Annotated in this window: 27 protein-coding genes; 13 read left to right on the top strand and 14 right to left on the bottom strand. The window is 69.8% G+C overall.

The genetic code is table 11. From position 1 onward, the window contains the following. From AC06FP_RS02775 to pdhA, 3 genes are read right to left on the bottom strand one after another with little or no spacing between them, the layout of a single operon-like run. Positions 1–351: an SH3 domain-containing protein gene (locus tag AC06FP_RS02775; RefSeq protein ID WP_478074399.1), complete on the bottom strand. Its 351-nt coding sequence runs from the start codon at positions 349–351 to the stop codon at positions 1–3. Position 352: 1 nt separating this feature from the next. After that, positions 353–1,429 (bottom strand): alpha-ketoacid dehydrogenase subunit beta, encoded by a 1,077-nt coding sequence (locus AC06FP_RS02770; RefSeq protein ID WP_478074398.1) that lies wholly within the window; start codon positions 1,427–1,429, stop codon positions 353–355. Then, a complete protein-coding gene (gene pdhA / locus AC06FP_RS02765) occupies positions 1,422–2,510 on the bottom strand; it encodes a pyruvate dehydrogenase (acetyl-transferring) E1 component subunit alpha (protein WP_456117244.1) in 1,089 nt (362 codons plus the stop codon). Before pdhA ends, AC06FP_RS02770 begins: the two co-directional genes overlap by 8 nt. Positions 2,511–2,790: 280 nt before the next feature. On the opposite strand from pdhA, the gene AC06FP_RS02760 reads away from it, so the two are divergent. The 4 genes from AC06FP_RS02760 (at position 2,791) to AC06FP_RS02745 (ending at position 7,199) form a co-directional block, all read left to right on the top strand. After that, a complete protein-coding gene (locus AC06FP_RS02760; protein ID WP_478074397.1) occupies positions 2,791–3,672 on the top strand; it encodes a tryptophan 2,3-dioxygenase in 882 nt (293 codons plus the stop codon). A gap of 197 nt (positions 3,673–3,869) precedes the next feature. Continuing rightward, a complete protein-coding gene (locus AC06FP_RS02755; protein ID WP_478074396.1) occupies positions 3,870–5,360 on the top strand; it encodes a peptide MFS transporter in 1,491 nt (496 codons plus the stop codon). Positions 5,361–5,370: 10 nt separating this feature from the next. Then, on the top strand, positions 5,371–5,967 hold the full coding sequence (locus tag AC06FP_RS02750) for a thioredoxin family protein (protein ID WP_478074395.1): 597 nt from the start codon (positions 5,371–5,373) through the stop codon (positions 5,965–5,967). A gap of 116 nt (positions 5,968–6,083) precedes the next feature. Further along, the gene (locus AC06FP_RS02745) at positions 6,084–7,199 is read left to right on the top strand and encodes a hypothetical protein (protein ID WP_478074394.1); all 1,116 of its coding nucleotides are present in this window, start codon (positions 6,084–6,086) and stop codon (positions 7,197–7,199) included. A 93-nt stretch (positions 7,200–7,292) separates the two neighbouring features. Here AC06FP_RS02745 and AC06FP_RS02740 read toward each other — a convergent pair whose 3' ends face one another. Then, on the bottom strand, positions 7,293–7,787 hold the full coding sequence (locus AC06FP_RS02740; RefSeq protein ID WP_456117239.1) for a MarR family winged helix-turn-helix transcriptional regulator: 495 nt from the start codon (positions 7,785–7,787) through the stop codon (positions 7,293–7,295). Between the two features lie 126 nt (positions 7,788–7,913). Between AC06FP_RS02740 and hppD the strand changes: the two genes are divergently transcribed. From hppD to hmgA, 3 genes are all read left to right on the top strand, one after another. Continuing rightward, positions 7,914–9,029 carry a 4-hydroxyphenylpyruvate dioxygenase gene (hppD, locus tag AC06FP_RS02735; protein WP_478074393.1) on the top strand — a complete coding sequence of 372 codons (1,116 nt, stop codon included), beginning with the start codon at positions 7,914–7,916 and terminating at the stop codon, positions 9,027–9,029. Positions 9,030–9,114: 85 nt separating this feature from the next. Next, positions 9,115–9,513 carry an endonuclease domain-containing protein gene (locus AC06FP_RS02730; protein WP_478074392.1) on the top strand — a complete coding sequence of 133 codons (399 nt, stop codon included), beginning with the start codon at positions 9,115–9,117 and terminating at the stop codon, positions 9,511–9,513. Positions 9,514–9,538: 25 nt separating this feature from the next. Beyond that, positions 9,539–10,837, top strand: coding sequence for a homogentisate 1,2-dioxygenase (hmgA, locus tag AC06FP_RS02725; RefSeq protein ID WP_478074391.1), 1,299 nt, complete (start codon positions 9,539–9,541; stop codon positions 10,835–10,837). Position 10,838: 1 nt separating this feature from the next. On the opposite strand, the gene AC06FP_RS02720 is transcribed toward hmgA, so the two are convergent. The 8 genes from AC06FP_RS02720 to AC06FP_RS02685 form a co-directional block, all read right to left on the bottom strand. After that, positions 10,839–11,342 (bottom strand): hypothetical protein, encoded by a 504-nt coding sequence (locus AC06FP_RS02720; RefSeq protein WP_478074390.1) that lies wholly within the window; start codon positions 11,340–11,342, stop codon positions 10,839–10,841. An 86-nt stretch (positions 11,343–11,428) separates the two neighbouring features. Next, entirely contained in the window at positions 11,429–11,800 is a 372-nt protein-coding gene (locus AC06FP_RS02715; RefSeq protein ID WP_456117234.1) for a Na+/H+ antiporter subunit G, read from the bottom strand. Then, complete coding sequence (locus AC06FP_RS02710) at positions 11,797–12,039, bottom strand: K+/H+ antiporter subunit F (protein ID WP_456119482.1); 243 nt, start codon at positions 12,037–12,039, stop codon at positions 11,797–11,799. Before AC06FP_RS02710 ends, AC06FP_RS02715 begins: the two co-directional genes overlap by 4 nt. 38 nt (positions 12,040–12,077) lie before the next feature. After that, positions 12,078–12,584, bottom strand: coding sequence for a Na+/H+ antiporter subunit E (locus AC06FP_RS02705; protein ID WP_478074389.1), 507 nt, complete (start codon positions 12,582–12,584; stop codon positions 12,078–12,080). After that, entirely contained in the window at positions 12,581–14,125 is a 1,545-nt protein-coding gene (locus AC06FP_RS02700) for a monovalent cation/H+ antiporter subunit D (protein ID WP_478074388.1), read from the bottom strand. Before AC06FP_RS02700 ends, AC06FP_RS02705 begins: the two co-directional genes overlap by 4 nt. Next, positions 14,122–14,484 carry a Na+/H+ antiporter subunit C gene (locus AC06FP_RS02695; RefSeq protein WP_055766408.1) on the bottom strand — a complete coding sequence of 121 codons (363 nt, stop codon included), beginning with the start codon at positions 14,482–14,484 and terminating at the stop codon, positions 14,122–14,124. The genes AC06FP_RS02700 and AC06FP_RS02695 overlap by 4 nt, the downstream gene beginning before the upstream one ends. Then, positions 14,484–17,312 carry a monovalent cation/H+ antiporter subunit A gene (locus AC06FP_RS02690; RefSeq protein ID WP_478074387.1) on the bottom strand — a complete coding sequence of 943 codons (2,829 nt, stop codon included), beginning with the start codon at positions 17,310–17,312 and terminating at the stop codon, positions 14,484–14,486. The genes AC06FP_RS02695 and AC06FP_RS02690 overlap by 1 nt, the downstream gene beginning before the upstream one ends. A gap of 250 nt (positions 17,313–17,562) precedes the next feature. Continuing rightward, entirely contained in the window at positions 17,563–18,483 is a 921-nt protein-coding gene (locus AC06FP_RS02685; protein ID WP_478074386.1) for a universal stress protein, read from the bottom strand. Positions 18,484–18,558: 75 nt separating this feature from the next. On the opposite strand from AC06FP_RS02685, the gene AC06FP_RS02680 reads away from it, so the two are divergent. Beyond that, positions 18,559–19,446 carry an SDR family oxidoreductase gene (locus AC06FP_RS02680; protein WP_478074385.1) on the top strand — a complete coding sequence of 296 codons (888 nt, stop codon included), beginning with the start codon at positions 18,559–18,561 and terminating at the stop codon, positions 19,444–19,446. Between the two features lie 83 nt (positions 19,447–19,529). Here AC06FP_RS02680 and AC06FP_RS02675 read toward each other — a convergent pair whose 3' ends face one another. Both AC06FP_RS02675 and AC06FP_RS02670 read right to left on the bottom strand, forming a co-directional pair. Then, positions 19,530–20,009, bottom strand: a complete 480-nt coding sequence (locus tag AC06FP_RS02675; protein WP_478074384.1) for an Mpo1 family 2-hydroxy fatty acid dioxygenase — start codon at positions 20,007–20,009, stop codon at positions 19,530–19,532. 54 nt (positions 20,010–20,063) lie between these two features. Then, positions 20,064–20,990 (bottom strand): phosphoribosylaminoimidazolesuccinocarboxamide synthase, encoded by a 927-nt coding sequence (locus tag AC06FP_RS02670; protein WP_478074383.1) that lies wholly within the window; start codon positions 20,988–20,990, stop codon positions 20,064–20,066. A gap of 144 nt (positions 20,991–21,134) precedes the next feature. Between AC06FP_RS02670 and AC06FP_RS02665 the strand changes: the two genes are divergently transcribed. From AC06FP_RS02665 to AC06FP_RS02645, 5 genes are all read left to right on the top strand, one after another. Continuing rightward, positions 21,135–21,464, top strand: coding sequence for a J domain-containing protein (locus AC06FP_RS02665; protein WP_456117226.1), 330 nt, complete (start codon positions 21,135–21,137; stop codon positions 21,462–21,464). 11 nt (positions 21,465–21,475) lie between these two features. Continuing rightward, complete coding sequence (gene rpe / locus AC06FP_RS02660) at positions 21,476–22,150, top strand: ribulose-phosphate 3-epimerase (RefSeq protein WP_478074382.1); 675 nt, start codon at positions 21,476–21,478, stop codon at positions 22,148–22,150. 2 nt (positions 22,151–22,152) lie between these two features. Beyond that, positions 22,153–22,638 carry an N-acetyltransferase family protein gene (locus AC06FP_RS02655; RefSeq protein WP_478074381.1) on the top strand — a complete coding sequence of 162 codons (486 nt, stop codon included), beginning with the start codon at positions 22,153–22,155 and terminating at the stop codon, positions 22,636–22,638. 553 nt (positions 22,639–23,191) lie between these two features. Further along, on the top strand, positions 23,192–24,667 hold the full coding sequence (trpE, locus tag AC06FP_RS02650; protein WP_456117223.1) for an anthranilate synthase component I: 1,476 nt from the start codon (positions 23,192–23,194) through the stop codon (positions 24,665–24,667). 67 nt (positions 24,668–24,734) lie between these two features. Next, entirely contained in the window at positions 24,735–25,529 is a 795-nt protein-coding gene (locus AC06FP_RS02645) for an SIMPL domain-containing protein (protein ID WP_478074380.1), read from the top strand. Positions 25,530–25,532: the final 3 nt, after the last annotated feature.

Below are 25,532 nucleotides of genomic sequence, written 5' to 3'. Positions count from 1 at the left end.
TCAGGGGGTTTCTTCCAGTAGTTCCAGGTCGCGTGCCGGCAGCCAGCCGAGCGCGCCGTTGGCGCGTTCGGCCCACCACCAGCCGCCGTGTTCGTGATGCAGTCGCACCCTCTCGCCGCTGTCCACGTCCAGCTCCTGCGCGCTGTAGTCACGCAGCGCCTCGGCGCGGCCGTCGCCGAGCACGCGCAGCCACGCCACCGGCGCCCAGCCGGCGCGGCCTTCGGCGGTGCGCACCCAGGCGAAGTCCGGCCATTCCTCGTCGCGCACGCCGAGCTGGACGATCTCGCCCGCGCGGAAACGCAACGGCACCGGGTACTGGCTGCGGTAGGCACTGAGCAGTCGCGCGCGCATGTCAGCCCGCCGCCACCGCGCGCCTGGCCGCCGCCACGATCCGCTCCACGCTCGGCAGGTACTTCATCTCCAGGCGGAACAGCGGGATGTGGGTGTCGTAGCCGGTGACGCGCTCGACCGGTGCCAGCAGGTCGTACATCGACTCCTCGGCCAGGCGCGCGGCGATCTCGGCGCCGAAGCCGGCGGTCTTGGGCGCTTCCTGCACGATCACGCAGCGGCCGGTCCTGGCCACCGATTCGGCGATGGTGGCGAAATCCAGCGGGCGCAGCGTGGCCACGTCGATGACTTCGGCGCTGATGCCTTCGCCGGCCAGCCTGTCGGCCGCTTCCAGCGCTTCCTTGACCTGCGCGCCCCAGGCCACCAGGGTCACGTCGGTGCCGTCGCGCAGCACGAAGCACACGTCCAGCGGCAGCGCCTCGCCGTCGTTGGCGACCACTTCCTTGTACTGGCGGTAGATGCGCTTGGGCTCCATGTAGATCACCGGATCCGGCTCGCGGATCGCGGCCAGCAGCAGGCCGTAGGCGCGCTGCGGGCTGGACGGCAGTACCACGCGCAGGCCCGGCACGTTGGTGAAGATGGCTTCGTTGGCCTCGCTGTGGTGTTCCGGCGCGCGGATGCCGCCGCCCCACGGCACGCGCAGCACCATCGGGCAGTGCAGGCGGCCGCGGGTGCGGTTACGCATGCGCGCGGCGTGGCAGATGATGTGGTCGACCATCGGGTAGACGAAGCCGTCGAACTGCGCTTCGGCCACCGGCTTCATGCCCTGCACGGCCAGGCCGACGGTGAGGCCGGCGATGGTGGTCTCGTCCAGCGGGGTGTCGAGCACGCGCTGCGCGCCGAACTGCTGCTGCAGGCCGGCGGTGGCGCGGAACACGCCGCCGTTGACGCCCACGTCCTCGCCCAGCACCAGCACCGACGGGTCGTGTTCCATCTCCCAGGCCAGCGCCTGGGTCACGGCTTCGATCAGGGTGATGGGGGTGGCGGTCATGGGGTTCTCTCCGCTGGCGCCGGCGGCGCCGTGGTCGCTGACGGGGTCGTGGCCGGCGTGCGCGCCGGTGCTGCGCTTCATGTCATCCATGGCGCTGCTCCAGGGCGATGGCCGCGGCGCGCTGGGCCAGCAGGTCCGGCGGCGGGTCGGCGTACAGGTAGTCGAACATGGCTTCCACCGGCTGCACCGGGCAGTTGAGGTAGGCGTTGACCTCCTCGTCCACGCGCGCGCCGCATTCGGCGATCCAGTTCTTCTCTTCTTCCTCGCTCCACACGCCCTGCGCGGTCAGGTACTTGCGCAGGCGGATCAGCGGCTCCTTCAGCCACGCGGCCTTGACCTCGGCGTCGTCGCGGTAGCGGCGCGCGTCGTCGGCGGTGGTGTGGTCGGACAGGCGGTAGGTGAGGAATTCCAGCACCGTGCCGCCCTGGCCGGACAGGGCGCGCTCGCGCGCCTGTTCCATCGCCGCCAGCACCGCGATCAGGTCGTTGCCGTCCACCTGCAGGCAGAACAGGCCGCCGGCCAGGCCCTTCTGGGCCAGGGTTTCGGCGCCGGTCTGCGCCGCGCGCGGCACCGAGATCGCCCAGCCGTTGTTGACCACGCACAGGATCAGCGGCAGCTGGTAGGCGCCGGCCGAGTTCACCGCGGCGTAGAAATCGGTCTTGGAGCTGCCGCCGTCGCCGCACACGGTCACCGCCACCTGCGGCTTGCCCTGCAGCTTGAACGACAGCGCCGAACCGGCCGCGTGCAGGCACTGGGTGGAGATCGGCACGCAGATCGGGAAGTCGCGCGCCGCGTCGCTGGCGCGGTCGTAGTCGCTGCCGCGCTCGTCGCCGCCCCAGTACATCAGCACGTCGCGCGGGCGCACGCCGCGCATGAACATGGCGCCGTACTCGCGGTAGCTGGGGGCGAACACGTCGCCGGGCTTCATGGCCGCGCCGATGCCGACGTGGGCCGCTTCATGGCCCAGGCAGGAGGCGAAGGTGCCGAGCTTGCCGGTGCGCTGCAGCGCCACGGCCTTGGTGTCGAACACCCGGGTGGCCAGCATCTGCCGGAACATCGGCAGCAGCGCGCGCGGGTCGCGCAGCGACGGCGGCAGGTCGTCGCGTACCAGGGTGCCGTCGGCATCCAGGTACTGCAGGTATTCGATTTGGAACTGGGCGGAAACCGTCATTGCAGCAACACCTTGGACAGATGGTTTCAAATGATAGGAATCGCGCATGGTAAGGACTCGGGCCGAAAAAGCCGTCCTGCGCCGCAACACGAAATTCCGCGCGCCGGCCCGTCCGCGGCCGGGACGGCGCATGGATGCAGCGCATTCAGCCGGATGCGGCAGCCTCGCGGACATTGTCGCGCCGGTTGCGGCTGCAAGTGTTGGCATTCCGTTTGCGCGCCGGCAGCGGCCGCCCGCCGCGCTGCGTTACCCTTTGCGCCCCGCGCAGATGGCAAGGCCGATGACCGTAGAACAGAACCAGCGTGAGCTCGAAGCCGGCATCCACACCGACCTGCACGGCAGGCTCACCTATGGCGGCTACCTCTGCCTGGACCAGCTGCTGTCGGCGCAGCAGCCGCTGTCCAGCCCGCCGCACCACGACGAGATGCTGTTCATCATCCAGCACCAGACCTCGGAGCTGTGGCTCAAGCTGCTCGACCACGAACTGCGCGCGGCCATGGGGTTCCTGCAGCGCGACCAGGTCTGGCAGTGCCGCAAGGTGCTGGCGCGCAGCAAGCAGGTGCTGCGCCAGCTGACCGAGCAGTGGTCGGTGCTGGAGACCCTGACCCCGTCCGAATACCTGGGCTTCCGCGACGTGCTCGGGCCGTCCTCGGGCTTCCAGTCGCTGCAGTACCGCTGCATCGAGTTCCTGCTGGGCAACAAGAACGCGGACATGCTGCTGGTGTTCGATCACGACCCGGCCGGGCAGGCGAAGCTGCGCCAGGCGCTGGAGGCGCCGAGCCTGTACGAGGAGTTCCTGCACTACCTGGCGCGTTTCGGCCATGCCGTGCCGCCCACCTATGAAGGCCACGACTGGACCCTGCCGCACGTCAGCGACCCGACGCTGCGGCCGGTGTTCGAGAACATCTACCAGGACACCGACCGCTACTGGCGCGAGTACGCGCTGTGCGAGGACCTGGTGGACCTGGAGACGGCGTTCCAGCTGTGGCGTTTCCGGCACATGCGCACGGTCATGCGGATCATCGGCTTCCGCCGCGGCACCGGCGGTTCCAGCGGCGTGGGCTTCCTCAGGCAGGCGCTGGAGCTGACCTTCTTCCCGGAACTGTTCGAGGTGCGCACCAGCATCCGCGGCGACGCCGCGCCGGCACCGGCCGGTGCCTGAAACGCCAGCGTATTCAGGCACTTGTCCCGCCGTGGTGACCGCGGCCGTCCGCCAAAGGCCGGCCGCTGGCCGGCGCCTGGCCGGGCCGATGTGGATTTGACGTGAAGCCGGCGCTTCGGTGATCCTCGCGCGTCGTGCCGGTTCCGGCCGACTCCACTGTCCCATCCGCCCAACGAATCACCAGGGGGAAACCCAGCATGAGCGCTGCCGCGCCGAATTCCGCAACGACCCCGGCGCCCGTGCCGGAGTTCAAGAACCTCCTCGGTCACCCGCGTCCGCTGTGGATGCTGTTCATGACCGAGTTCTGGGAACGCTTCGCGTTCTATGGCATCCGCTGGGCGCTGGCGCTGTACATCGTCGCCCAGTTCGCCGAAAGCCAGGCCGGGGCCAGCAAGCTCTATGGCGCCTACCTGGCGCTGGTCTACGCGGCGGCCCTGTTCGGCGGCTTCGTCGCCGACCGCATCATCGGCTACCAGCGTTCGATCCTGATCGGCGCGGCGGTGATGTCGCTGGGCCTGTTCCTGATCGCCATCCCCGACGACCGCGTATTCCGCATCGGCCTGGCGACCATCATCGCCGGCAACGGCCTGTTCAAGCCCAACATCTCCAGCATGGTCGGGCAGCTGTACGGGATCAACGACAGCCGCCGCGACTCGGGCTTCACCATCTTCTACATGGGCATCAATGCCGGCGCGCTGGTCGCCCCGGTGCTCACCGGCATCCTGGCCGACAAGCTGTTCGGCACCGAGGCCATGCCGGCCTACAAGTACGTGTTCATCGCCTCGGGCATCGGCATGCTGATCAGCCTGGTGTGGTTCTGGATCGGCCGCCGCCAGCTCGGCAGCGTCGGCGCGGCGCCGGCCGGAGCCGGCATCGGCCGTACCGTCGCGGTGCTGGTCGGCGCGCTGGTCGCGGTGCCGGTGGCCTACGGCCTGCTGTCGATCGACGCCGGCATCCTGGGCTGGATCCTGGGCGCGCTGTTCACCGTGCTGTGCGTGATGATCCTGGTCGAGGGCGTGCGCGAGGGCAAGGTCGCGCGCGACCGCTCCATCGCCATGCTGATCATCTTCGTGTTCAACGTGCTGTTCTTCATGTTCTTCGAACAGGCCGGCAGCTCGTTCAACTTCCTGGCGCAGAACATCGTCAACCGCGACCTGGCCGGCTGGGTGTTCCCGGTGGGCTGGTTCCAGTCGGTGAACTCGGTGGCCATCCTGGCGCTGGGCCCGCTGTTCGTGTGGCTGTGGACCGCGCTGGGTTCGCGCAACCCGTCGATCCCGCGCAAGTTCGGCCTGGGCCTGATTTTCAACGGCCTGGCCTTCCTGCTGCTGATGTACGCGCTGTCCTCGCTGGTCGACGGCGCCGGCAAGATCCCGTTCTGGACCCTGTTCATGGTCTACGTGATCCAGACCGTCGGCGAGCTGTGCCTGTCGCCGATCGGCCTGTCGATGACCACCAAGCTGGCCCCGGTCAAAGTGGTCGGCCTGGCGATGGGCGGCTGGTTCCTGTCCACCGCCATCGGCAACAACCTGTCTGGCATCTTCGCCGCGGTGGTCAGCGGTGAAAGCGGCATGACCGTCGAATCGGCGCTGAAGGGGTATACCTTCGGTTTCTGGTCGCTGCTCGGCGCCGGCGTGCTGCTGTTCGTGATCGCGCCGCTGGTGCAGAAGCTGATGCATGGCGTGAAGTGAGGACGCAACGATGAAGCGGATGTCCGGTGGAATCGCCCTGCTGCTGGCCGCGGCGCTGGGTGGCTGCTCGCAGCCGCCGGCGCAGCCGGCGGAGAAGGTGCAGCCGCTGGACACCTCCGAACAGAAGGCGCCGGTGGCCGATACCAGCCAGCCGGTCGCCTCGGGCAATACCCCGGCCGCGGCGGACATCGCCGCCGTGGCCGCGCTCAACGCGCAGTTCGACCCGGCGCGCGACCCGGTCGCCGACCTGGAGACGGCCAAGGTCGAGGCCCAGCGCGGCGGCAAGCGCATCGTGCTGGACGTGGGCGGCGAATGGTGTTCCTGGTGCCACCTGATGGACGCCTTCATGGAAGGCGACTCGGAGATCCGCCGCTTCCGCGACGCCCACTACGTGTGGATGAAGGTCAATTACAGCGAGGACAACGAGAACGCGGCGTTCCTGTCGCGCTTCCCGACCATCACCGGCTACCCGCACCTGTTCGTGCTCGACGCCGAGGGCCGGCTGCTGCACTCGCAGTTCACCGGCGAGCTGGAGAAGGGCAAGGGCTACGACCGCGGCAAGTTCTTCGCCTTCCTCAAGGAATGGGCGCCACCGGCTGCGCCCTGACCGGGCGATGGCAAGGGAAACGGCGCCCCGCGGCGCCGTTTTCGTTTCCGGGCTTCATTTCCGCCGCGGCCTGCCGCTAACGGGAGCATTCCCCTGCTTGCCGCGGCCGGTTGCCCATGTCGCTTCCCTCCGATGCCACCCCCGAAGCCGCCGTCCCGGCTGCCGCCGACGCGGCGGGCACCGGCCTGCCCACGGTGGAGGCACTGATGGACGAACAGCCGCCGGCAGATGCCGCCGCGCCGCCGCGCTACCGGCTGCCGCAGGCGGCGGTGCCGCCGGACATCATGCTGCAGGCGGCGGTGGCGCGGCTGGTGGAACAGAAGGAACGCATCGACCGGCTGGCCCGCGAAGGCCTGCTCGACGGCCTGTTTCCCGCCGAGTGGAGCGCGGTGCCGGGCAACGAGCTGCGTGCCTTCGTGGCTTCGGTGGTGCCGTTCGCCTCGGACAGCGTGCGTGGCGAGACCATCGCCGCGCGCGTGCCGCTGAAATACCTGCTCGGCCAGTCGCACCGCTGGGGCAGGGACGATGTCGCCGAGCCGCACTCGCTGAGCGCCTTCCTGGCCAGCGACGAGCGCGCCGGCGCGGGCGCGGCCGACGCGGCCGAGGTGATGCTGCTGGGGCCGCTGGGCCTGGGCTGGGCGCAGGTCGGCCGCAGCCGGGTAGGCTTCCTGCGCGCGATGGGGGTCGAATCGCTGGCCGCGCGGGTCACCGCGTTGCCGTATCCGGCGCCGGAGCAGCTGGCGCTGTACTACGTGACCGTGGCCGGGGTGGCGCAGGTGTGGTGCGTGCTGGACAACCGCCGGCTGCGCGCGCTGTCCGCGCCGTCGCTGACGGTGCCGCTGCTGACCGCCTATGGCGTGGCCGCGCCGCAGGCCTGGCCGGCGCAATGGCCCGACCCGGTCGAGGTGGATGCCGAAGTCGGCGTGGCCCGGGCCGGCAAGGGCGCGCACGAAGTCGACCTGGTCAGGCTGGTGGACAAAATCCAGCGCAGCCGGGCCGGCGAGGCCTGGAGCAGCGCCAGCCTGATGCAGCTGCACACCTGGGTGCCGCGCTGGCGCTTCTTCCTGGCCTCGTTCATCGGCCTGCCGGCGGCGCTGCTGCTGATCGCCGCGCTGGCCCTGCCCGGCCGCATCGAGGCGGCGGCGGTGGCCGCGGCGCTGGGCTTCGCAGGTGGCGCCATCGCCGCGCTGGCCGCGCCGTGGATCTACGCGCGCCGCAAGTTCCTGAGCTGAGCAGGGCGGTAGATGCGGGGCTTGCCCCGCATGAGCCGGTCCCGGTGGAGCCCCATGCGGGGCAAGCCCCGCTTCTACGAACCCCCGGGAGTTTCAGTCCAGGGTCATCTGCGCCAGGCCGACGTCGGCCAGCCGGGTGATGAGCCGCTCCAGCACCTGCTCCTCTTCCTCGGTCAGTACCGACATCAGCTTGCGGGTGATCTCCATCACCATAGGCGCCACGGTCTCGTAGACCTCGAAGCCGGCCGCCGACAACGCCAGCACCGAGCGGCGGCGGTCGTCGCCATGGGTCTCGCGGCGGATGAAGCCGCGCTCCAGCAGGCGCGCCACCGCGCGGCTGACCGCCACCTTGTCCATCGCCGTGCGCTCGGAGACCTCGCTCGCCGACGAGCCCGGGTACAGCGCCAGGATGGTGATCACGCGCCATTCCGGGATCGACAGGCCGTAGCGCTCGCCATACAGCCGCGCGATGTTGCTGCTGACCCGGTTGGACAGCACGCTGATGCGGTACGGCAGGAATTGTTCGAGATCGAGCAGCACGTGCGAGGCACGGATGCTGGTGGACTTGCTGTAGTCGGAAGAGCTCATGCTGCAGTGCACCTTGATGGTGGTTTCATGTGAAACTATAACCTTCGGTCCTGACCCGCGTTCGCCGCGTGTCTTCCTGTCCCCCGCCGCCGGCACCGGCGACGGCCCCACTTCCGGAGGCAAGCCATGAATACCCAAGTCCACGCCGCATCCAACGCGCCCAACCTGGGCATGCAGGTGACCACCTTCGAGAACCCGATGGGCATTGACGGCTTCGAGTTCGTCGAATTCGCCGCGCCGGCCGGGCAGGGCGCCCAGCTGCACGACTACTTCAGGAACATGGGATTCACTGCCGTGCTCCGCCACCGGCAGCGTGCTATTACCGTCTACCGTCAAGGCGGCGTCAACTTCCTCGTGAACGAGGAGCCGGACTCCTTCGCCGCCGACTTCGCCGCCAAGCACGGCCCCTGCGCCTGCGGCTTCGCCATCCGCTTCCGGAAGCTGGCCGCCGAGGTCCTGGCCGCCGCGCTGGGCAATGGCGCCGAGGAAGTGACCCTGCTGGCCGATACCCGCGCCGTGCCGGCGCCGGCGATCAAGGGCATCGGCGACTGCATGCTGTACTTGGTGGACCGCTACGGCGCGGCCGGCAGCATCTACGACGCCGACTACGTGCCGGTGGAAGGCGCCGAACAGAACCCCAAGGGCTTCGGCCTGACCTTCATCGACCACCTGACCCACAACCTGTACCTGGGCAACATGCAGCAGTGGTCGGACTACTACGAGCGCCTGTTCAACTTCCGCGAGATCCGCTACTTCGACATCAAGGGCGCCAAGACCGGCCTGGTGTCCAAGGCGATGACCGCGCCGGACGGCATCGTGCGCATCCCGCTCAACGAGTCGTCCGACCCGAAGAGCCAGATCAACGAGTACCTGGACGCGTACAAGGGCGAGGGCATCCAGCACATTGCCTGCTTCACCGACAACATCTACGAGACCGTCGAGGCCATGCGCGAGCGCGGCATCGAGTTCCTGGACACGCCGGACACCTATTTCGACGTGGTCGACCTGCGCATCCCCGACAACGGCGAGGACGTGCCGCGCCTGCGCAGGAACAAGATCCTGATCGACGCCGACCCGGAAACCAAGCAGCGCAAGCTGCTGCAGATCTTCACCCAGAACTGCATCGGCCCGATCTTCTTCGAGATCATCCAGCGCAAGGGCAACGAAGGCTTCGGCGAGGGCAACTTCCAGGCGCTGTTCGAGAGCATCGAGCGCGACCAGATGAAGCGCGGCGTGCTGTAAGGCTTTTGCTCAGAGCCCCTCTCCCTGCGGGAGAGGGGTTGGGGAGAGGGTAGGCTCCACGGGGATAAAACCCGGAGGACGCCAGATGATCAGGACGATCAAGCCCCCACTTCCCGGCACCACGCTCGACATCGCCCGGTCGCTGCGGAGGACGATGACGGACGCGGAGCGTCGTTTGTGGCAGTACCTGCGTGCAGGTCGCCTGTCTGGCTTCAGGTTCAGGCGCCAGCACCCCGTGCCGCCCTACGTCGTGGACTTTTGCTGCATCGCGTCGGCGCTGGTGGTCGAGCTGGATGGCTCCCAGCATGGTACGCATGCGGATGCCGTGCGGACGCGATATCTACAGGCGCGCGGGTGGTGGGTGGCGCGCTTCTGGAACAACGAGGTCCTGTTGCAAACGCAGGCGGTACTGGACGAGATTGAACGCATCGCGCGTTGTCGCACCCTCTCCCCAACCCCTCTCCCGGAGGGAGAGGGGCTCTGAAAACAGCAAACAGGCAGGCAGTTCCATGCTCAGCAACGCTTATCAATCCGGCTTTGGCAACGAATTCGCCACCGAGGCGGTGCCCGGCACCCTGCCGGTGGGGCGCAACTCGCCGCAGCGCGTGGCCCACGGGCTGTACGCCGAACAGCTGACCGGCACCGCGTTCACCGCGCCGCGCGGCAGCAACCGCCGCAGCTGGCTGTACCGCATCCGCCCGGCGGCAATGCACGGCGAGTTCACGCCGTTCGCGCAGCCGCGCCTGCATGGCGACTTCAGCCACGCGGCGGCGTCGCCGAACCAGCTGCGCTGGAATCCGCTGCCGATGCCCGAGGCGCCCACCGATTTCGTCGAGGGCCTGTACACCATGGGCGGCAACGGCTCGCCCGAGGCCCATGCCGGCGCCGGCATCCACCTGTACGCGGCCAACGCCGACATGCGTGGCCGCTATTTCTACGACGCCGACGGCGAGCTGCTGATCGTGCCGCAGCTCGGCCGGCTGCGCCTGCGCACCGAGCTGGGCGTGGTCGAGATCGAACCGCAGCAGATCGCGGTGATCCCGCGCGGCGTGCGCTTCGCGGTGGAACTGCCGGACGGGCAGGCGCGCGGCTATGTCTGCGAGAACTTCGGCGCGCTGCTGAAGCTGCCCGACCTCGGCCCGATCGGCAGCAATGGCCTGGCCAACCCGCGCGACTTCGAAACCCCGGTGGCCGCGTACGAGAACCTCGAGGGCGACTTCGAGCTGGTCGCCAAGTTCCAGGGCCGGCTGTGGCGCGCCGACATCGACCACTCGCCGCTGGACGTGGTGGGCTGGCACGGCAACTACGCGCCGTACCGCTACGACCTGCGCCGCTTCAACACCATCGGCTCGATCAGCCACGACCATCCGGACCCGTCGATTTTCCTGGTGCTGCATTCGGCCAGCGACACGCCCGGCACCAGCAACCTGGACTTCGTGATCTTCCCGCCGCGCTGGCTGGTGGCGCAGGATACGTTCCGCCCGCCGTGGTTTCACCGCAACATCGCCAGCGAGTTCATGGGCCTGATCCACGGCGCCTACGACGCCAAGGCCGAAGGCTTCGTGCCGGGCGGCGCCTCGATCCACAACTGCATGAGCGGCCATGGTCCGGATGCGGCCACTTTCGACAAGGCCTCCCATGCCGACCTGTCGCGGCCGGACGTGATCACCGACACCATGGCCTTCATGTTCGAGACGCGCGGCGTGATCCGCCCGACCGAACAGGCCATCGCCGCCGCGCACCGGCAGCGCGACTACCAGGCCTGCTGGAGCGGGCTGCGCGCCAATTTCGCGCCGCCACGCGGATGATTCAGGCCGGCAGCGGTGTTTCCAGCACCGCTGCCAGGTGCGGTTCGGGCAGCACTTCGCGCAGGCGGTCGCGCACGCGCTGCACGTAGCCGTCGGACGCCATCGCCGGCAGCTGCGCCAGCGCCAGCCGCAGCGCGTGCAGGGTGTCCGCTTCCTCGCGCGTGGCCTGCAGCAGCTGGTGCAGGCGCGCGGCGGCCGGATGGCGCTGCAGCGCCAGCATGTCCAGCAGATAGAGGCGCGCGGCGACCAGCGAGCGGCGCCGTGCCGCCGCGGCCGGCGCAACTTCCGCAGGCGCCGTTGGGGGTGCCGGCGTCTCCACATGCAGGTAGCCGTCGCGTTGCAGCTGCGCCACCAGCGCCGGCGCGTCCTCGCCCAGCAGCGCGCGCAGTTCGCCCAGGCCGCGCTTGCCGTCGCACAGGATCAGGGCACGGCGCTGGCGCAGGTCCAGCGGGGCGCGGTGGGCCTGGAGGGCGGCGTGCGCGAGGTCGGTCTTGCGCGGTTGCATGGGCGGAAAGGGCGATGCGGCGCGGAGCCCGAAGCCTGCCCGGCGCAGGTGAAAGCGTGATGACAGGGCGCGGCCGCGCCCGGCCCTCAGTCGCCGTCGCCGCCTTCCGGCGGCGGCAGCTGTTCCTTGCGCGCGCTGTCGTCGCCCGGCACTTCCGGCCGGCTTTCCATCATCAGCGACAGCGCCGCCTTGGCCATCATGTGCGCGCTGATCGGCGCGGTGATGAACAGGAACACGGTGATCAGCAGCTCGCGCGGCTGCGGGTCCTCGCCGAGGAAGATGTGGTAGGCCACCGAGCACACCAGCACGCAGCCCACGCCCAGCGTGCTGGCCTTGGTCGGCGCGTGCAGGCGCTTGAAGAAGTCGGACAGGCGCACCAGCCCGAGCGCGCCGACCAGGATGAAGAAGCAGCCGAACAGCAGCAGCGCCGACAGCAGGATCTGGAAGAAGGCCATCATTCGACGATGTCCCGGCGCAGCACGAACTTGCTCAGCACCACGGTGCTGCAGAAGCCGAGCATGGCGATCACCAGCGCGGCCTCGAAGTAGACCGCCGAGTTGATGTACATGCCGAACAGCATCAGCTCGGCGATGGCGGTGACCGAGAGCGTGTCCAGGGCGAGGATGCGGTCGGGCACGGTCGGGCCGCGCAGCAGGCGCCACAGCGCCAGCAGCATCGCCACGCCGACCATGTGCATGCACACCACCAGGGTGGTCTGGAAAACCAGGTGTCCGGTCACGGGAAGATCTCCATCAGCGGCGCTTCGTAGCGGGACTTGATCTCGGCGATCAGGGCCTGCGGGTCCTCCAGGTGCAGCACGTGCACCAGCAGGTAGCGGCGGTCGTCGGACAGCGCCGAGGACACCGTGCCCGGGGTGAGGGTGATCAGGCTGGTGAGCGCGGCGATGCCGTGGATGTTGCCGATGTCCAGCGGTACCCAGATGAAGCCGGGCGTCAGCCGGCGCTCCGGCCCCAGCACCTGCGCGGCGACGCGGAAGTTGGACAGCAGGATGTCCCACAGCATCACGCCCACCAGCCGCGGCAGCGGCCGCAGCGTGCCGATGCGGGCGAACTCGCGGTCCAGGCGCGCGGCGAACAGCGGGATCACCACGCCCAGCAGCATGCCCAGCAGCAGCTGGCCGAGGTCGAAGCTGGCCGACATCACCAGCCAGAACGCGACCACGGTGATCGACAGCGCGGGCGACGGGAACAGCCGCCGCAGCAGGGGCCGGCGCGCGCTCATGGCTGCCTCGACTGCGGCGTGGTGCCGCGCACGTCGTGCAGGTACTGCTGCGGCGCCAGCAGCTGCGCGGCGATGGCATCGGTCTGCCGCATCAGCGGCGTGGCGAACACGCTCATCGCCACCGCACAGGCCAGCAGCAGGGAGGTGGCGGCGGTCTCGAACGGCCGCGCCGGTACGTCGGGGTCGGGCGGCGGTGGGGCGTCGTCCTCGCCGGGCACGTGCCAGAACAGGCGGATGCCGCCGCGCACCAGGCCGATGATCACCAGCAGGCCGCCGCCCAGCACCACCGCCCACACCAGGCCGGTATGCGCGGCCGGCACCGCCGACAGCAGCGCCGCCTTGGCCAGGAAACCGGCCAGCGGCGGCAGGCCCGCCACCGCCACCGCGCCGACCAGGAACAGCAGGCCGGGCACGGTCTTGCCCGGCAGCGCCGCGGCCAGTTCGCGCTCGCCGCGTTCGCCGGCGCGGAAGCGGCGACGGCGGATCAGGTCGGCCACCAGGAACAGCGCGGCGGCGGTGAAGGTGCTGTGCGGCAGGTAGTACAGGCCGGCGGAGATCGTGCCGGCGTTGCCCAGCGCGAAGGCGATGAACAGCGTCGCCGCCGAAACCACCACCAGGTAGGCCACCTGCACCCGTAGCCGGGTCGCGGCCAGCGCGCCCAACGCGCCCAGCAGCAGCGTCGCCGCGCCGGCCCACAGCAGCCAGTCGGCGCCGTAGCCGGCCAGCGCGCCGGCGCCTTCGCCGAACCACAGCGTGCCCACGCGCAGCACCGCGTACAGGCCGACCTTGGTCATGATTACGAACAGCGCCGCCACCGCCGCCGGCGCGCGCGCGTAGGACTCGGGCAGCCACAGGTACAGCGGCAGCAGCGCGGCCTTGGCGCAGAACACCACCAGCAGCAGGCCCAGCGCGGCCTTGGCCAGCTTCAGGTGCGAGGGCGGCAGTTCGGCGATGCGCTGGCCGATTTCGGCCATGTTGAGCGAGCCGAGGGTGGCGTAGAGCATGCCCAGCGCCACCAGGAACACGGTCGAGGCCGAGACGTTGAACACCACGTAGTGCAGGCCGATGCGCAGGCGCAGGCCGCGGCCGCCGGACAGCAGCAGGCCGTAGGAGGCGATCAGCAGCACTTCGAAGAATACGAACAGGTTGAAGATGTCGCCGGTCAGGAAGGCGCCGTTGAGGCCGACCAGCTGGAACTGGAACAGCGCATGGAAGTGCGGCGCGCGCCGGTCCCAGCCGGTGCAGGCGTGCAGCAGGCAGGCCACGGCCAGCAGCAGGGTGGTGCCGAGCATCCAGCCGGACAGGCCGTCGGCGACCAGGGCGATGCCCAGCCGCGCCGGCCAGTCGCCGAGCAGGTACACCATCACCTCGCCCTGGCCGGTGGCGGCGATCAGCAGCGCCTCGACCAGCGCCAGCAGCCCCAGGCTGGCCCACGCCACGCCGCGCTGTACCCGGGGCCCGTAGCGCCGGTGCTCGACGAACAGCGACAGCGCCGCGCCCAGCAGCGGCACCAGGATCGGCAGGATCGGCAGGTGGTTCATGCGCCGCCCCCGTGGCCGGCGTCGGGCTCGTGCGCGTCGACGTGGTCGCTGTGGTTGTCGCTGCGGCTGCGCATCGCCAGCACGATGCTGACCGCGGTCATGGCGAAGGCGATGACGATGGCGGTCAGCACCAGCGCCTGCGGCAGCGGGTCGGTGTAATGCGCCAGGTCCGAGGCCACGCCGTCCTTGAGCACCGGCGCCTTGCCGCTGACCAGCCGCCCGGCGCTGAAGATCAGCAGGTTGGTGGCGTAGGACAGGAAGGTCATGCCGAGGATGACGTCGAAGCTGCGCGCGCGCAGCAGCAGGTACACGCCGATCGCGGTGAGCACGCCGATCGCGCTCGCCAGGGCCAGTTCCATCAGTGCATCTCCCCGGTGCGCGCCGAACGGCGGTGGATGTCGATCTCGCCATGGCGCGCGCTGCGCGTGCGCGACGGCTTGATGGTGCCCATCATCGACAGGATCAGCATCACCCCGCCGAACACCACCAGGTACACCCCGGTGTCGAAGCCCATCGCGCTGGCCAGCGGCACCTCGCCGATCAGCGGCAGGTGCAGGTCGAGGTGGCCGCTGGTCAGGAACGGCACGCCGAACAGCATCGAGGCCACGCCGCTGAGCAGGGCGATCAGCAGGCCCAGGCCGATGCAGCGGATGTAGTCGAAGCCGAAGCGCGATTCCACCGACACGGTGCCCTGGATCACGTACTGGATCAGCAGCGGCACCGCCAGCACCAGGCCGGCGATGAAGCCGCCGCCCGGCGCGTTGTGGCCGCGCAGGAACAGGAAGATCGACACCGTCAGGGTCAGCGGGAACATGATCTGCGCCAGGTCGGCCGGCACCGGCAGCTTGATCGGCGGGCCCGGCATGATCTGCTCCGGCGCCATGCGCGAGCGGCGCAGCAGCGCGTGCACCACCAGCGCGGCGATGCCGAACACGGTGATCTCGCCGAAGGTGTCGAAGCCGCGGAAGTCGACCAGGATCACGTTGACCACGTTGTGGCCGTAGGCCTCGGGCAGGGCGCGACGCAGCATCTCGCCGGCCATGGTGTTCGGCGGCAGGGTCATCATGGTGTAGGCCAGCGCGGCCAGGCCGCCACCGGCGAGGATGGCGATCAGCGCGTCGCGGCGCTTGCGCCACGCCGCGCGCTCGGGCGGCGACTGCGCCGGCAGGTAGTTCATGCCCAGCAGCATCAGCGCCAGCGTCACCGTCTCCACCATCAGCTGGGTCAGGGCCAGGTCCGGCGCGGACAGGAACACGAAGGCCAGCGCCACCATCAGCCCGGTGCCGCCCACCACGATCACCGCCAGCAGGCGCTGCCGGTACAGGAACAACCCGCCCAGCGCGCAGGCCAGCATCACCAGCCACAGCGCCCAGCCCAACAGCGGCATCGGCTGCGCCGACGGCCAGTCGGGCAGCGCGGGCGCAGCGGCATAGGGCGCGGCGGCCACGACCACCGCCACCAGCACCAGCGCCAGCAGCATGCGCTGCAGGCTGCCGTTGGCCAGCGCGTGGGTCAGGCGCTGGGCCAGCCCGAACAGCGCGTCCATGCCGCGCTGGAACAACTGCTTGCCGACCGGCCGGTTGCGGGCGGCATACAGGTCGGTGAGGCGGCGCAGGCCGAAATACAGGGCGATGCCGCCGGCCACGCCGGCCGCGCTCATCGCCAGCGGCAGGTTGAAGCCATGCCAGATCGACAGGCTGTAGGCGGGCATGGCCGGGCCGAGGACGGCCTGCGCGCCGGCATGCAGCACCGGCGCCACGGTCAGCGCCGGTGCGATGCCGACCGCCAGGCAGATCAGCACCAGCACTTCCACCGGCACCTTCATCCAGCGCGGCGGCTCGTGCGGCACGACTTCGATATCGAGCGGACCCTTGCCGAAGAACGTGTCGTGCACGAAGCGCAGGCTGTAGGCCACGCCCAGGACGCCGGCCAGCAGCGCCGCGCCGCTCATCGCCGTGCGCATCCACTGCGGGCCGCCGGTGGCCAGCGCCTCGGCGAACAGCATTTCCTTGGACAGGAAGCCGTTGAGCAGCGGGATGCCGGCCATCGCCAGCGAGGCGATGATCGCCAGCGCGCTGGTGATGGGCATCAGCCGGCGCAGGCCGCCGAGCCGGCGCATGTCGCGGGTGCCGGTCTCGTGGTCGATGATGCCGGCGGCCATGAACAGCGAGGCCTTGAACGTGGCGTGGTTGAGGATGTGGAACACGCCGGCCACCACCGCCATCGGCGTGGACAGGCCGAACAGCAGGGTGATCAGGCCCAGGTGCGAGATCGTCGAATACGCCAGCAGGCCCTTGAGGTCGTGCTGGAAGATCGCGTTCCAGGCGCCGACCAGCAGGGTCGTGGCGCCGATGCCGCTGACCACGTAGAAGAACAGCTCGCTGCCGGCCAGCGCCGGGTGCAGCCGCGCCAGCAGGAACACGCCGGCCTTCACCATCGTCGCCGAGTGCAGGTAGGCCGACACCGGCGTCGGCGCGGCCATGGCATGCGGCAGCCAGAAGTGGAACGGGAACTGCGCGCTCTTGGTGAAGATGCCGGCCAGCACCAGCAGCAGCGCCCACGGATACAGCGCGCTGTTGCGGATCAGCTCGCCCGAGGCCAGCACCACGTCCAGGTCGAAGCTGCCGACGATGCGCCCGATCAGCAGCACGCCGCCGAGCAATGCCAGCCCGCCGCCGCCGGTGACGACGAAGGCCATGCGCGCGCCTTCGCGCGCGTCGCGGCGGTGCGACCAGAAGCCGATCAGCAGGAACGAGCTGATGCTGGTCAGTTCCCAGAACACCATCAGCAGCAGCAGGTTGCCGGACAGCACCATGCCCAGCATCGCGCCCATGAACAGCAGCAGGCAACTGTAGAAGCGGCGCGCGCTGTCCTGCGCGGAGAGGTAGTAATGCGCGTACAGCACCACCAGCGCGCCGATGCCCAGCACCAGACCGGCGAACATCCAGGCCAGCCCGTCCAGGCGCAGGGTGGCGTCCAGCCCGATCCGTGGCAGCCAGGGCCAGCTCGCGCGCAGCACCGTGCCATTGAGCACGGCCGGCGTCATCGCTCCCAGCAGCACCAGGCCGAGCAGCGGCGCCGCGCCGGCCAGCCATGCGGCCGCCGTGCGCGAAAGGCGGGCGTGCAGGGCGATGAGCGCGGCCATCAGGAATGGCAGCGCGAGCAGCAGGGGGAGAACGGATGTCATGCAGGGAATGCGGGATTCGCGAGCAGGTTTTGCAGTCTAACAGGCGCTTTTTTGCCACCGGAACCCCATACATGAACGGGCCGTTCGGGTTGGGGGACGCGCCGGTGGCGCCGCGGCGCGCGCCTTCGGCGGACCGGGCGAAGGGTCGCCGCAGGGCGGGGCGGGCGGGGCATCACGCCGGTCCGGCGGGGCGCTGGAAGGTGCGGCGAACGATCCTGTCCGGCGTGTTCCGGGCGGTGCGCCGTGCGATTCAGGGTTCCAGCTGCGGCGGCAGCGAGCGCGGGTCGCGTACCAGCAGCGTGTCCGTTTCCAGGGTGGCGACCAGGCGCCGGGCGATGCTGCCGATCAGCAGTTCGAACAGCGCGCCGCGGCCATGCGTGCCGACCACCGCCAGGTCGATGTCCTCGGCCTGCGCATGCTGGCGCAGCAGTCGCGCCGGGTCGCCGGGCTCGATCACCGCCTGCACCTGGCCCGGCGCCATCGACGCCGGCAGCCCGGCCTGGAAATCGCGCGCCTGCTCGTTCGCGCGCAGCCGCGCCTGCGCCTGCAGCGCGTCGCGGTCGCCGGCCAGCAGCGCGCTGCCCGGCATTTCCAGCGCATGCACCAGCGCCAGCCGCAGCGGCGGGCCGAACAGGGCCAGCGCCTGCCGGGTCGCGTGGTGCGCGCTTTCGGAGAAGTCCGTGGCCACCGCCAGGCTGCGGTAGGGCGCGCGCACGCGCCGGTGCACGACCAGCAGCGGCAGCGGGCAATGCCGGGTCAGCCACAGCACGGTCGAGCCGAGCGCGGGCAGTTCGAATACCGGGTCGCTGGCGATGCCGGTCACCACCAGGCCGCAGCCGGTTTCCGCGGCCAGCTGCAGCACGGCGCGGCCGACATGGCCTTCGCCGACGCGCACGTCCAGTGCGATGCCGTCGGCTTCGGCGCCCAGGTCCTGGCGCAGCCGCCATTCCACCGCCTGGCGGGCGTGGTCGCGCGCCAGCGGATCGGGCGCGTCGAGCAGGCCGGCGATCATCTGCTGCGCCGGTGCCGGCGGCAGCACGGTCGCCACCACCAGCCGTGCGTTCCATTGCCGCGCCAGCTGCAGGGCGCGCGACAGCGCGCGGTCGCAGCGGGCGCCCAGGTCGGTGGCCAGCAGGATGGCGCTCGGCGGCGTGGGACGGGAGTGCGGCATGGCGTCCTCGGCGGATCGGTCGCGCCGAGTCTACCCGCTGGGCGTCGCCGCGTTTCCATCGCCTATGCTTTGCACATGGAAACAGGGCAACACCAAGAAGACACGCCGCGCCGCGCGCTGGTGTTCGGCGGCAGCGGGCAGATCGGCGGGCGCTTGCTGCCCGCGCTGCTGGCCGGCGGCTGGCAGGTCTGCGCGGTCTCGCGCGCGCCGCGCGCTGCGGCGCCGGGGCTGGTGTGGCGGCAGGGCGATCTGTTCGGCGACTGGCGGGGCGAAGGCCCGTTCGATGCGGTGTTCAGCTGCGGCCCGCTGGATCATTTCGCGCGCTGGTACGCGGCCTCGGACATCGCCGCGCCGCGCGTGGTCGCGTTCGGTTCCACCAGCGCCGAGGTCAAGGAGGCGTCGAGCGAACCGGCCGAGCGCGACGTCGCCCGCCGCCTGCGCGAGGCCGAGGCCACCCTGTTCGCGGCCGCACGCGACCGTGGCGTGGCGGCGACGGTGCTGCGCCCCACCCTGGTCTACGGCGCCGGCCGCGACGCCACGCTGACCGCGATCGCGCGGCTGGCGGCGCGCACGGGCGTGTTCGTGTTGCCGGCCTGGGCCGACGGCCTGCGCCAGCCGGTGCACGTGCAGGACCTGGCCGAAGCGGCCCTGCAGGTGCTGCGGCACCCGGCCACGGCCGGGCGCGCCTATGCGCTGGGCGGTGGCGAACGCCTGGGCTATGCGGACATGGTGCGGCGCGTGCTGGCCTCGCTGCAGCCGCGGCCGCGCCTGCTGCGCGTGCCGGCGCCGTTGTTCCGCGCGGCGCTGGCGCTGGCCCACGCGGCCGGCCGCCTGCACGGCATGAACGCCGCCGCGCTGGCGCGCATGCGCGAACCGCTGGTGTTCGACATCGGCCCGGCGCAGCGCGACTTCGGCTACGCGCCGCGCCCGTTCCGCCCGACCCGGGACATGTTCGGCCTGTAGGCGCGGGCTCGCCGCGCACGGGCTTTTACGCGACGTCGCATGCGGGGCGTACTCCAGCATCACGTTTCCCGGCTGCGTGTGTTTCAGTACTTCCAGCCGAACTGGCGGTACAGCTTGGCCAGCACCCAGATCGGGCCGATCAGTAGATAGGTCAGGTCGGTGAGGAAGCTGGGCCGGCGGCCTTCGATGTGGTGGCCGATGAATTGCGCGATCCACGCCACCACGAACACGCCGACGCCGGTGTAGAGCAGGCCGCGCACGCCGATGCGGTCTTCCAGCAGCCGGCACACGCAGCCGGAGACGAAGAACAGGATCAGCATGCCGATGCCCAGCGGCCGCGACAGGCGGTTGTAGTACGCCCATGCGCCGAACATCGCCAGCGCCGCCCAGATGCCGTTCTGGAACCACGGCAGCAGCGGCGGGATGCACCACAGCAGGGCGATCACCGACCAGAGAATGGCCGGTACCGCGACCACGTGGATGGCCTGGTTGGTGGAATTGCGATGGTCGCCGGAATAACTGGCGAACCAGCGGTCGATGGGGCGTGCGGCGCTCATGTCCATGCTGCCTCTTCTCCCGGCGGGGCGTGGTGCGCGCCCGGGTGGGCGCGCCGGTGGTCAGTCGATGTGGATGCCGGCCAGCTTCTGCAGGGCTTCGGCGTACTTGTCGCGGGTGCGCGCGATCACCTCGGCCGGCAGTTCCGGGCCGGGCGCGGTCTTGTTCCAGTCCAGCGTTTCCAGGTAGTCGCGCACGAACTGCTTGTCGTAGCTCGGCGGGCTGGTGCCCACCTCGTACTCGTCGGCCGGCCAGTAGCGCGAGGAATCCGGGGTCAGCATCTCGTCCATGATGTACAGGCGGCCGTCGGCGTCGGTGCCGAACTCGAACTTGGTGTCGGCCAGCAGGATGCCGCGCTCGGCCGCGTACTCGGCGGCGAACTTGTAGATGCGCAGGGTCGCGTCGCGCACCTTCTCGGCCAGTTCCGCGCCCACCGCCTTGACCATCGCGTCGAAGTCGATGTTCTCGTCATGGTCGCCCACCGCCGCCTTGGTGGACGGGGTGAAGATCGGCTCGGGCAGCTGCTGCGCCTGCTGCAGGCCGTCGGGCAGCTTGATGCCGCTGACCTGGCCGGTGCGCTGGTAATCCTTCCAGCCGCTGCCGATCAGGTAGCCGCGGGCGATGGCTTCCACCGGCACCGGCTTCAATTTCTTCGTCACCACCGCGCGCCTGGCATACAGCGCCGGGTCCACCCCGTCGGGCAGCACGCTGGCCACGTCGATGCCGGTCAGGTGGTTGGGCATCAGGTGCTCGGTCTTGCCGAACCAGAAGTTCGACACCTGGCACAGCATTTCGCCCTTGCCGGGAATCGGGTCGGGCAGCACCACGTCGAACGCGGACAGGCGGTCGGTGGCCACGATCAGCAGGTAGTCGCCGGCGGGGGTGCCGGCGGGCAGGCGCTCGCGCGGGATATCGAATACATCGCGCACCTTGCCGCGGTGGCGCAAGGGCAGGCCGGGAAGATCGGATTGCAGCAGCGTGGTCGGCACGGGCACTCCTGGAACTTGGCGATGAAGCCGTCGGCGCAGGACCCGGGGGGCCCGCGGCGGGACGGCGGGCGGCCTAGTGTAAGGCCGTCCGGGGCCGCTGTGGCATAAAATGCGCGTCCGATCCTCGAGGCCACAGCCCCGCCCATGCGCTGGTACGGAAAACTGCTGGGATTCATCGCCGGCGCCCTGCTGTTCAGGCCCAACCCGCTGTTCGGCGCGGTGGTGGGCCTGCTGCTGGGCCATGCCTTCGACAGCGACTGGTTCAGGCTGGGCAAGGACCTGCCCTACCGCGAGCTGGGCGTCACCCGCGAGGCCACCGACGCCGAGATCGACCTGGCCTACCGCCGCCTGATCTCCCAGTACCACCCCGACAAGCTGGCAGGCGCCGCGCCCGAACTGCGCGCCCAGGCCGAGAAGAAGGCGCGGCAGATCAACGCCGCCTACGACCGCATCAAAACCCTGCGCAAGCGCTGAAAGGCTCCGCCATGTCCAACTGCATCATCGCCCCGTCCATCCTCTCGGCCGATTTCGCCCGGCTCGGCGAGGAGGTCGACAATGTCGTCGCCGCCGGCGCCGACTGGGTCCATTTCGACGTGATGGACAACCATTACGTGCCCAACCTGACCATCGGCCCGATGGTCTGCCAGGCGCTGCGCCGGCACGGCGTGACCGCGCCGATCGACGTGCACCTGATGGTCGAGCCGGTGGACCGCATCGTGCCGGACTTCGCCGAGGCCGGCGCCAGCCTGATCAGCTTCCATCCGGAGGCGTCGAAGCACGTCCACCGCACCATCCAGCTGATCAAATCGCACGGCTGCAAGGCCGGCCTGGTGCTGAACCCGGGCACGCCGGTGGAAGTGCTGGACTGGGTGCTGGAGGACCTGGACCTGGTGCTGCTGATGTCGGTCAACCCCGGTTTCGGCGGCCAGGCCTTCATCCCCTCGACCCTGCAGAAGCTGCGCGCGGTGCGGGCGATGATCGACAAGCTCGGCAAGCCGGTGATCCTGGAAGTGGACGGCGGCGTCAAGGCCGACAACATCGGGCAGATCGCCGCCGCCGGTGCCGACGCCTTCGTCGCCGGCTCGGCCATCTTCAACGCCCCGGACTATGCGCAGGTGATCGGGCAGATGCGCGCTAACGTCGCTGCGGCGCGGGGCTGAGCATGGGGGCCGGTCTGCACATCCGCCCGGCCACCGCCGACGATGCGGGCCTGATCCTGCATTTCATCCGCGAGCTGGCGATCTACGAGAAGGCCGAATCCTCGGTGCAGACCGACGAGGCCGGCATCCGCGCCAGCCTGTTCGGCGCCGACGCGAAGGCGCAGGCGCTGGTCTGCGAACGCGACGGCCAGGCCATCGGCTACGCGGTGTATTTCCACAACTACTCCACCTGGCTGGGCCGCAACGGCATTTACCTTGAGGACCTGTACGTCAACCCCGAGCATCGCGGCTGCGGCGCCGGCAAGGCGCTGCTGCAGTACATCGCGCGGCTGGCGGTGGCGCAGGGCTGCGGCCGCTTCGAATGGTCGGTGCTGGACTGGAACACGCCGGCGATCGACTTCTACCGCGCCGCCGGCGCGCTGCCGCAGGACGAGTGGACCGTGTACCGGCTGCAGGGCGAGGCGCTGCGCCGGTTCGCCGAAGGCTGAGGCCGTCCCGTAGGAGCGCACTTCAGTGCGTGAAGGGGCTTCGCCGGGAAAGCTTCATCGCGCACCGAAGTGCGCTCCTACAAGTGCGTTCCTGCGAAAGGGTCGAAAAAAAGGCCGTGGCATCGCTGCCACGGCCGGGGGAATTCGTGGGAGGCTGATCCTGCCTCCATCCATCATCCCTGCTATGGCCTTCCATTCTCCGGGCGCAGGATGACAGGGCCATGACACCGCACCGCCTTTCCCGGTAGGAGCGGCTTCAGCCGCGATGGGGCTTTCCGCATGTCCTTCGGCAACAGCCTGCGATTCTGCCGGAGGTGTTCGCCGGTAAAGCCCCGTCGCGGCTGAAGCCGCTCCTGCGTGATGGCGGGATGGTTGCCCGTGCAAGCAAACTCCCCCTGCGGCGATGCACAACGGCCGCCCGAAGTGCGGTAGAGTGGCGCGGTGTCCACTCTGACGACCAAGCGTTCCCTTTCTTCCGCTCGCCGCTGGTGGCGATGGTGGCCCGTTGCCGTCGTCCGTACCGCCACCACCGATTCCCGGAAGGAATGCCGTCTTGATCACGTTCGAGCAGTTCCAGCAGCAGGCCGCTGAAGGCCACACCCGCATCCCCGTCGTCCGCGAAGTGCTGTCCGACCTGGACACGCCGCTCTCGGTCTACCTGAAGCTCGCAGACGGCCCGCATACCTATCTGTTCGAATCGGTCGAAGGCGGCGAACGCTTCGGCCGCCATTCCATCATCGGCCTGCCGGCGCGGCGCATCTACAGCTTCCGCGGGCATACGCTGGAAGTGAGCGAACTGGGCGAGGTGATCGAACGCCGCGAGGTCGCCGACCCGCTGGCCGAGGTCGAAGTGCTGCGCGCGCAGCACTCGGTGCCGCAGTTCGAGGGCCTGCCGGGCTTCACCGGCGGCCTGGTCGGCTGGTTCGGCTTCGAATGCATCCAGTACATCGAGCCGCACCTGGGCGCCGGCGACAAACCCGACGAGCTCGGCACGCCGGACATCTACCTGATGCTGTCCGAAGAGCTGGCGGTGTTCGACAACCTCAAGGGCCGGCTGTACCTGGTGGTGCACGCCGACCCGGCGCAGCCGCAGGCCTGGGCGCGCGCCAACCGCCGCCTTGACGAACTGGCGCACCGCCTGCGCCAGGCCGGCGCGGGTTACCCGCAGGCGCAGGTGTCCGACGCCATCGACGAGCAGGACTTCAAGTCCTCCTTCACCCGCGAGCAGTACCACGAGGTGGTGCGCAGGGCGCAGGACTACGTGCGCGCCGGCGACATCTTCCAGGTGGTGCCGAGCCAGCGCCTGCGCGTGCCGTTCCGCGCGCGCCCGATCGACGTGTACCGCGCGCTGCGCGCGCTCAATCCGTCGCCTTACATGTATTTCATCGATGTCGGCGGCACCCAGGTGGTGGGCTCGTCGCCGGAAATCCTGGCGCGCCTGCGCGACGGCGTGGTCACCGTGCGCCCCATCGCCGGCACCCGCCCGCGCGGCGCCACGCCCGAGCAGGACAAGGCGCTGGAGGTCGAGCTGCTGGCCGATCCCAAGGAGCGCGCCGAGCACGTGATGCTGATCGACCTGGGCCGCAACGACGTCGGCCGCGTCGCCGAGCCGGGCACGGTCAGGGTGGGCGAGCAGTTCGTGATCGAGCGCTACAGCCACGTCATGCACATCGTCAGCGAGGTCACCGGCACGCTGAAGGCCGGGCTCAGCTACAGCGACGTGCTGCGCGCCACCTTCCCGGCCGGCACCGTCAGCGGCGCGCCCAAGATCCGCGCGCTGGAGATCATCCGCGAACTGGAGCCGGTCAAGCGCAACGTCTACTCCGGCGCGGTCGGCTACATCGGCTGGCACGGCGACGCCGACACCGCCATCGCCATCCGCACCGCGGTCATCCAGGACGGCTACCTGTACGTGCAGGCCGGCGGCGGCGTGGTCTACGACTCGGATCCGGACGCCGAATGGCACGAGACCATGAACAAGGGCCGCGCGCTGTTCCGCGCGGTGGCGCAGGCGGCGAAGGGGTTGTGAGCCCTGCTTTAACACCGTCCTTTCCCGACATAACTGCGGTTCCTCTCGCCATGACAAGGAGTGCCACATGAAATTTTCCCGCATGTTGCTGTGGTTGGCATTGCTGGTTGCCGTGGTCCCGCAGGCGTGGGCGCAGGCCAACTCCATTCCCTCGCAGCCGCATCTGCTGGTGAAGGGCGATGCCAGCCGCAAGGTGATGCCGGATCGCTTCGTGGTGAAGGTCGCGCTGGAGTCGGTGGACATGCAGACCGATGTCGCCCGGCGCAATGTCCAGGCCAATGCGGAGCGGATCATGGCGTTGTTCGCCAGGCATGGCGCCATCGCGGAGACGGTGCGCATGGACAACCTGAGCATCCAGCCGTCCACGCGCTACAAGGACGATGAGGAAGTGTTCCAGGGCACCGCCGTCAGCCGTGATCTGGAGGGCGCGTTCGGGACGCCCGAGCAACTGCAGGCGTTCCTTGCGGAGCTGAAGGCCAGCAAGGAAGTACAGGTACGCACCGCCACTCCGGTCTATTCGGGCGAGGCGCGCCTGCGGGCCGAACTCAAGGCGGAAGCGGCGGCGCAGACGCGTGCGTCGGCCAAGGGGCTTGCGGATGCCTACGGGGCGAAGATCACCGGCCTTTATACGATTTCGGATGTTGCCCCCAATTTTGCCTATGGGGTGCAGGCGGGCAGCTGGCCGAGCGCCAACGGCGCCCAGGGTTTTTACAGTGGCGGCGATTCGCTGGATCGTGTGCAGGTGACCGGCTCCCGCGCCGTGGCGTCCCCCTTGCCTGCGCCCGGGGAACTGCTCACCGCCGCACCGATTACCTATACCGAAAACGTCTACGCCATCTTCCTGATTAGCGACGGAAACTGAACC

Source organism: Stenotrophomonas sp. Steno-Z2 (assembly GCF_056393235.1).
The sequence above is the reverse complement of the archived record's forward strand: the minus strand, read 5'-3'. Positions and strand labels throughout refer to the sequence as shown.

What these genes read in the sequence shown, in the direction of transcription:
- AC06FP_RS02775 (WP_478074399.1), bottom strand. Translation starts at nt 351, where the DNA reads ATGCGCGCGCGACTGCTCAGTGCCTACCGCAGCCAGTACCCGGTGCCG.
- AC06FP_RS02770 (WP_478074398.1), bottom strand. Translation starts at nt 1,429, where the DNA reads ATGGATGACATGAAGCGCAGCACCGGCGCGCACGCCGGCCACGACCCC.
- pdhA (WP_456117244.1), bottom strand. Translation starts at nt 2,510, where the DNA reads ATGACGGTTTCCGCCCAGTTCCAAATCGAATACCTGCAGTACCTGGAT.
- AC06FP_RS02760 (WP_478074397.1), top strand. Translation starts at nt 2,791, where the DNA reads ATGACCGTAGAACAGAACCAGCGTGAGCTCGAAGCCGGCATCCACACC.
- AC06FP_RS02755 (WP_478074396.1), top strand. Translation starts at nt 3,870, where the DNA reads ATGAGCGCTGCCGCGCCGAATTCCGCAACGACCCCGGCGCCCGTGCCG.
- AC06FP_RS02750 (WP_478074395.1), top strand. Translation starts at nt 5,371, where the DNA reads ATGAAGCGGATGTCCGGTGGAATCGCCCTGCTGCTGGCCGCGGCGCTG.
- AC06FP_RS02745 (WP_478074394.1), top strand. Translation starts at nt 6,084, where the DNA reads ATGTCGCTTCCCTCCGATGCCACCCCCGAAGCCGCCGTCCCGGCTGCC.
- AC06FP_RS02740 (WP_456117239.1), bottom strand. Translation starts at nt 7,787, where the DNA reads ATGAGCTCTTCCGACTACAGCAAGTCCACCAGCATCCGTGCCTCGCAC.
- hppD (WP_478074393.1), top strand. Translation starts at nt 7,914, where the DNA reads ATGAATACCCAAGTCCACGCCGCATCCAACGCGCCCAACCTGGGCATG.
- AC06FP_RS02730 (WP_478074392.1), top strand. Translation starts at nt 9,115, where the DNA reads ATGATCAGGACGATCAAGCCCCCACTTCCCGGCACCACGCTCGACATC.
- hmgA (WP_478074391.1), top strand. Translation starts at nt 9,539, where the DNA reads ATGCTCAGCAACGCTTATCAATCCGGCTTTGGCAACGAATTCGCCACC.
- AC06FP_RS02720 (WP_478074390.1), bottom strand. Translation starts at nt 11,342, where the DNA reads ATGCAACCGCGCAAGACCGACCTCGCGCACGCCGCCCTCCAGGCCCAC.
- AC06FP_RS02715 (WP_456117234.1), bottom strand. Translation starts at nt 11,800, where the DNA reads ATGATGGCCTTCTTCCAGATCCTGCTGTCGGCGCTGCTGCTGTTCGGC.
- AC06FP_RS02710 (WP_456119482.1), bottom strand. Translation starts at nt 12,039, where the DNA reads ATGCACATGGTCGGCGTGGCGATGCTGCTGGCGCTGTGGCGCCTGCTG.
- AC06FP_RS02705 (WP_478074389.1), bottom strand. Translation starts at nt 12,584, where the DNA reads ATGAGCGCGCGCCGGCCCCTGCTGCGGCGGCTGTTCCCGTCGCCCGCG.
- AC06FP_RS02700 (WP_478074388.1), bottom strand. Translation starts at nt 14,125, where the DNA reads ATGAACCACCTGCCGATCCTGCCGATCCTGGTGCCGCTGCTGGGCGCG.
- AC06FP_RS02695 (WP_055766408.1), bottom strand. Translation starts at nt 14,484, where the DNA reads ATGGAACTGGCCCTGGCGAGCGCGATCGGCGTGCTCACCGCGATCGGC.
- AC06FP_RS02690 (WP_478074387.1), bottom strand. Translation starts at nt 17,312, where the DNA reads ATGACATCCGTTCTCCCCCTGCTGCTCGCGCTGCCATTCCTGATGGCC.
- AC06FP_RS02685 (WP_478074386.1), bottom strand. Translation starts at nt 18,483, where the DNA reads ATGCCGCACTCCCGTCCCACGCCGCCGAGCGCCATCCTGCTGGCCACC.
- AC06FP_RS02680 (WP_478074385.1), top strand. Translation starts at nt 18,559, where the DNA reads ATGGAAACAGGGCAACACCAAGAAGACACGCCGCGCCGCGCGCTGGTG.
- AC06FP_RS02675 (WP_478074384.1), bottom strand. Translation starts at nt 20,009, where the DNA reads ATGGACATGAGCGCCGCACGCCCCATCGACCGCTGGTTCGCCAGTTAT.
- AC06FP_RS02665 (WP_456117226.1), top strand. Translation starts at nt 21,135, where the DNA reads ATGCGCTGGTACGGAAAACTGCTGGGATTCATCGCCGGCGCCCTGCTG.
- rpe (WP_478074382.1), top strand. Translation starts at nt 21,476, where the DNA reads ATGTCCAACTGCATCATCGCCCCGTCCATCCTCTCGGCCGATTTCGCC.
- AC06FP_RS02655 (WP_478074381.1), top strand. Translation starts at nt 22,153, where the DNA reads ATGGGGGCCGGTCTGCACATCCGCCCGGCCACCGCCGACGATGCGGGC.
- AC06FP_RS02645 (WP_478074380.1), top strand. Translation starts at nt 24,735, where the DNA reads ATGAAATTTTCCCGCATGTTGCTGTGGTTGGCATTGCTGGTTGCCGTG.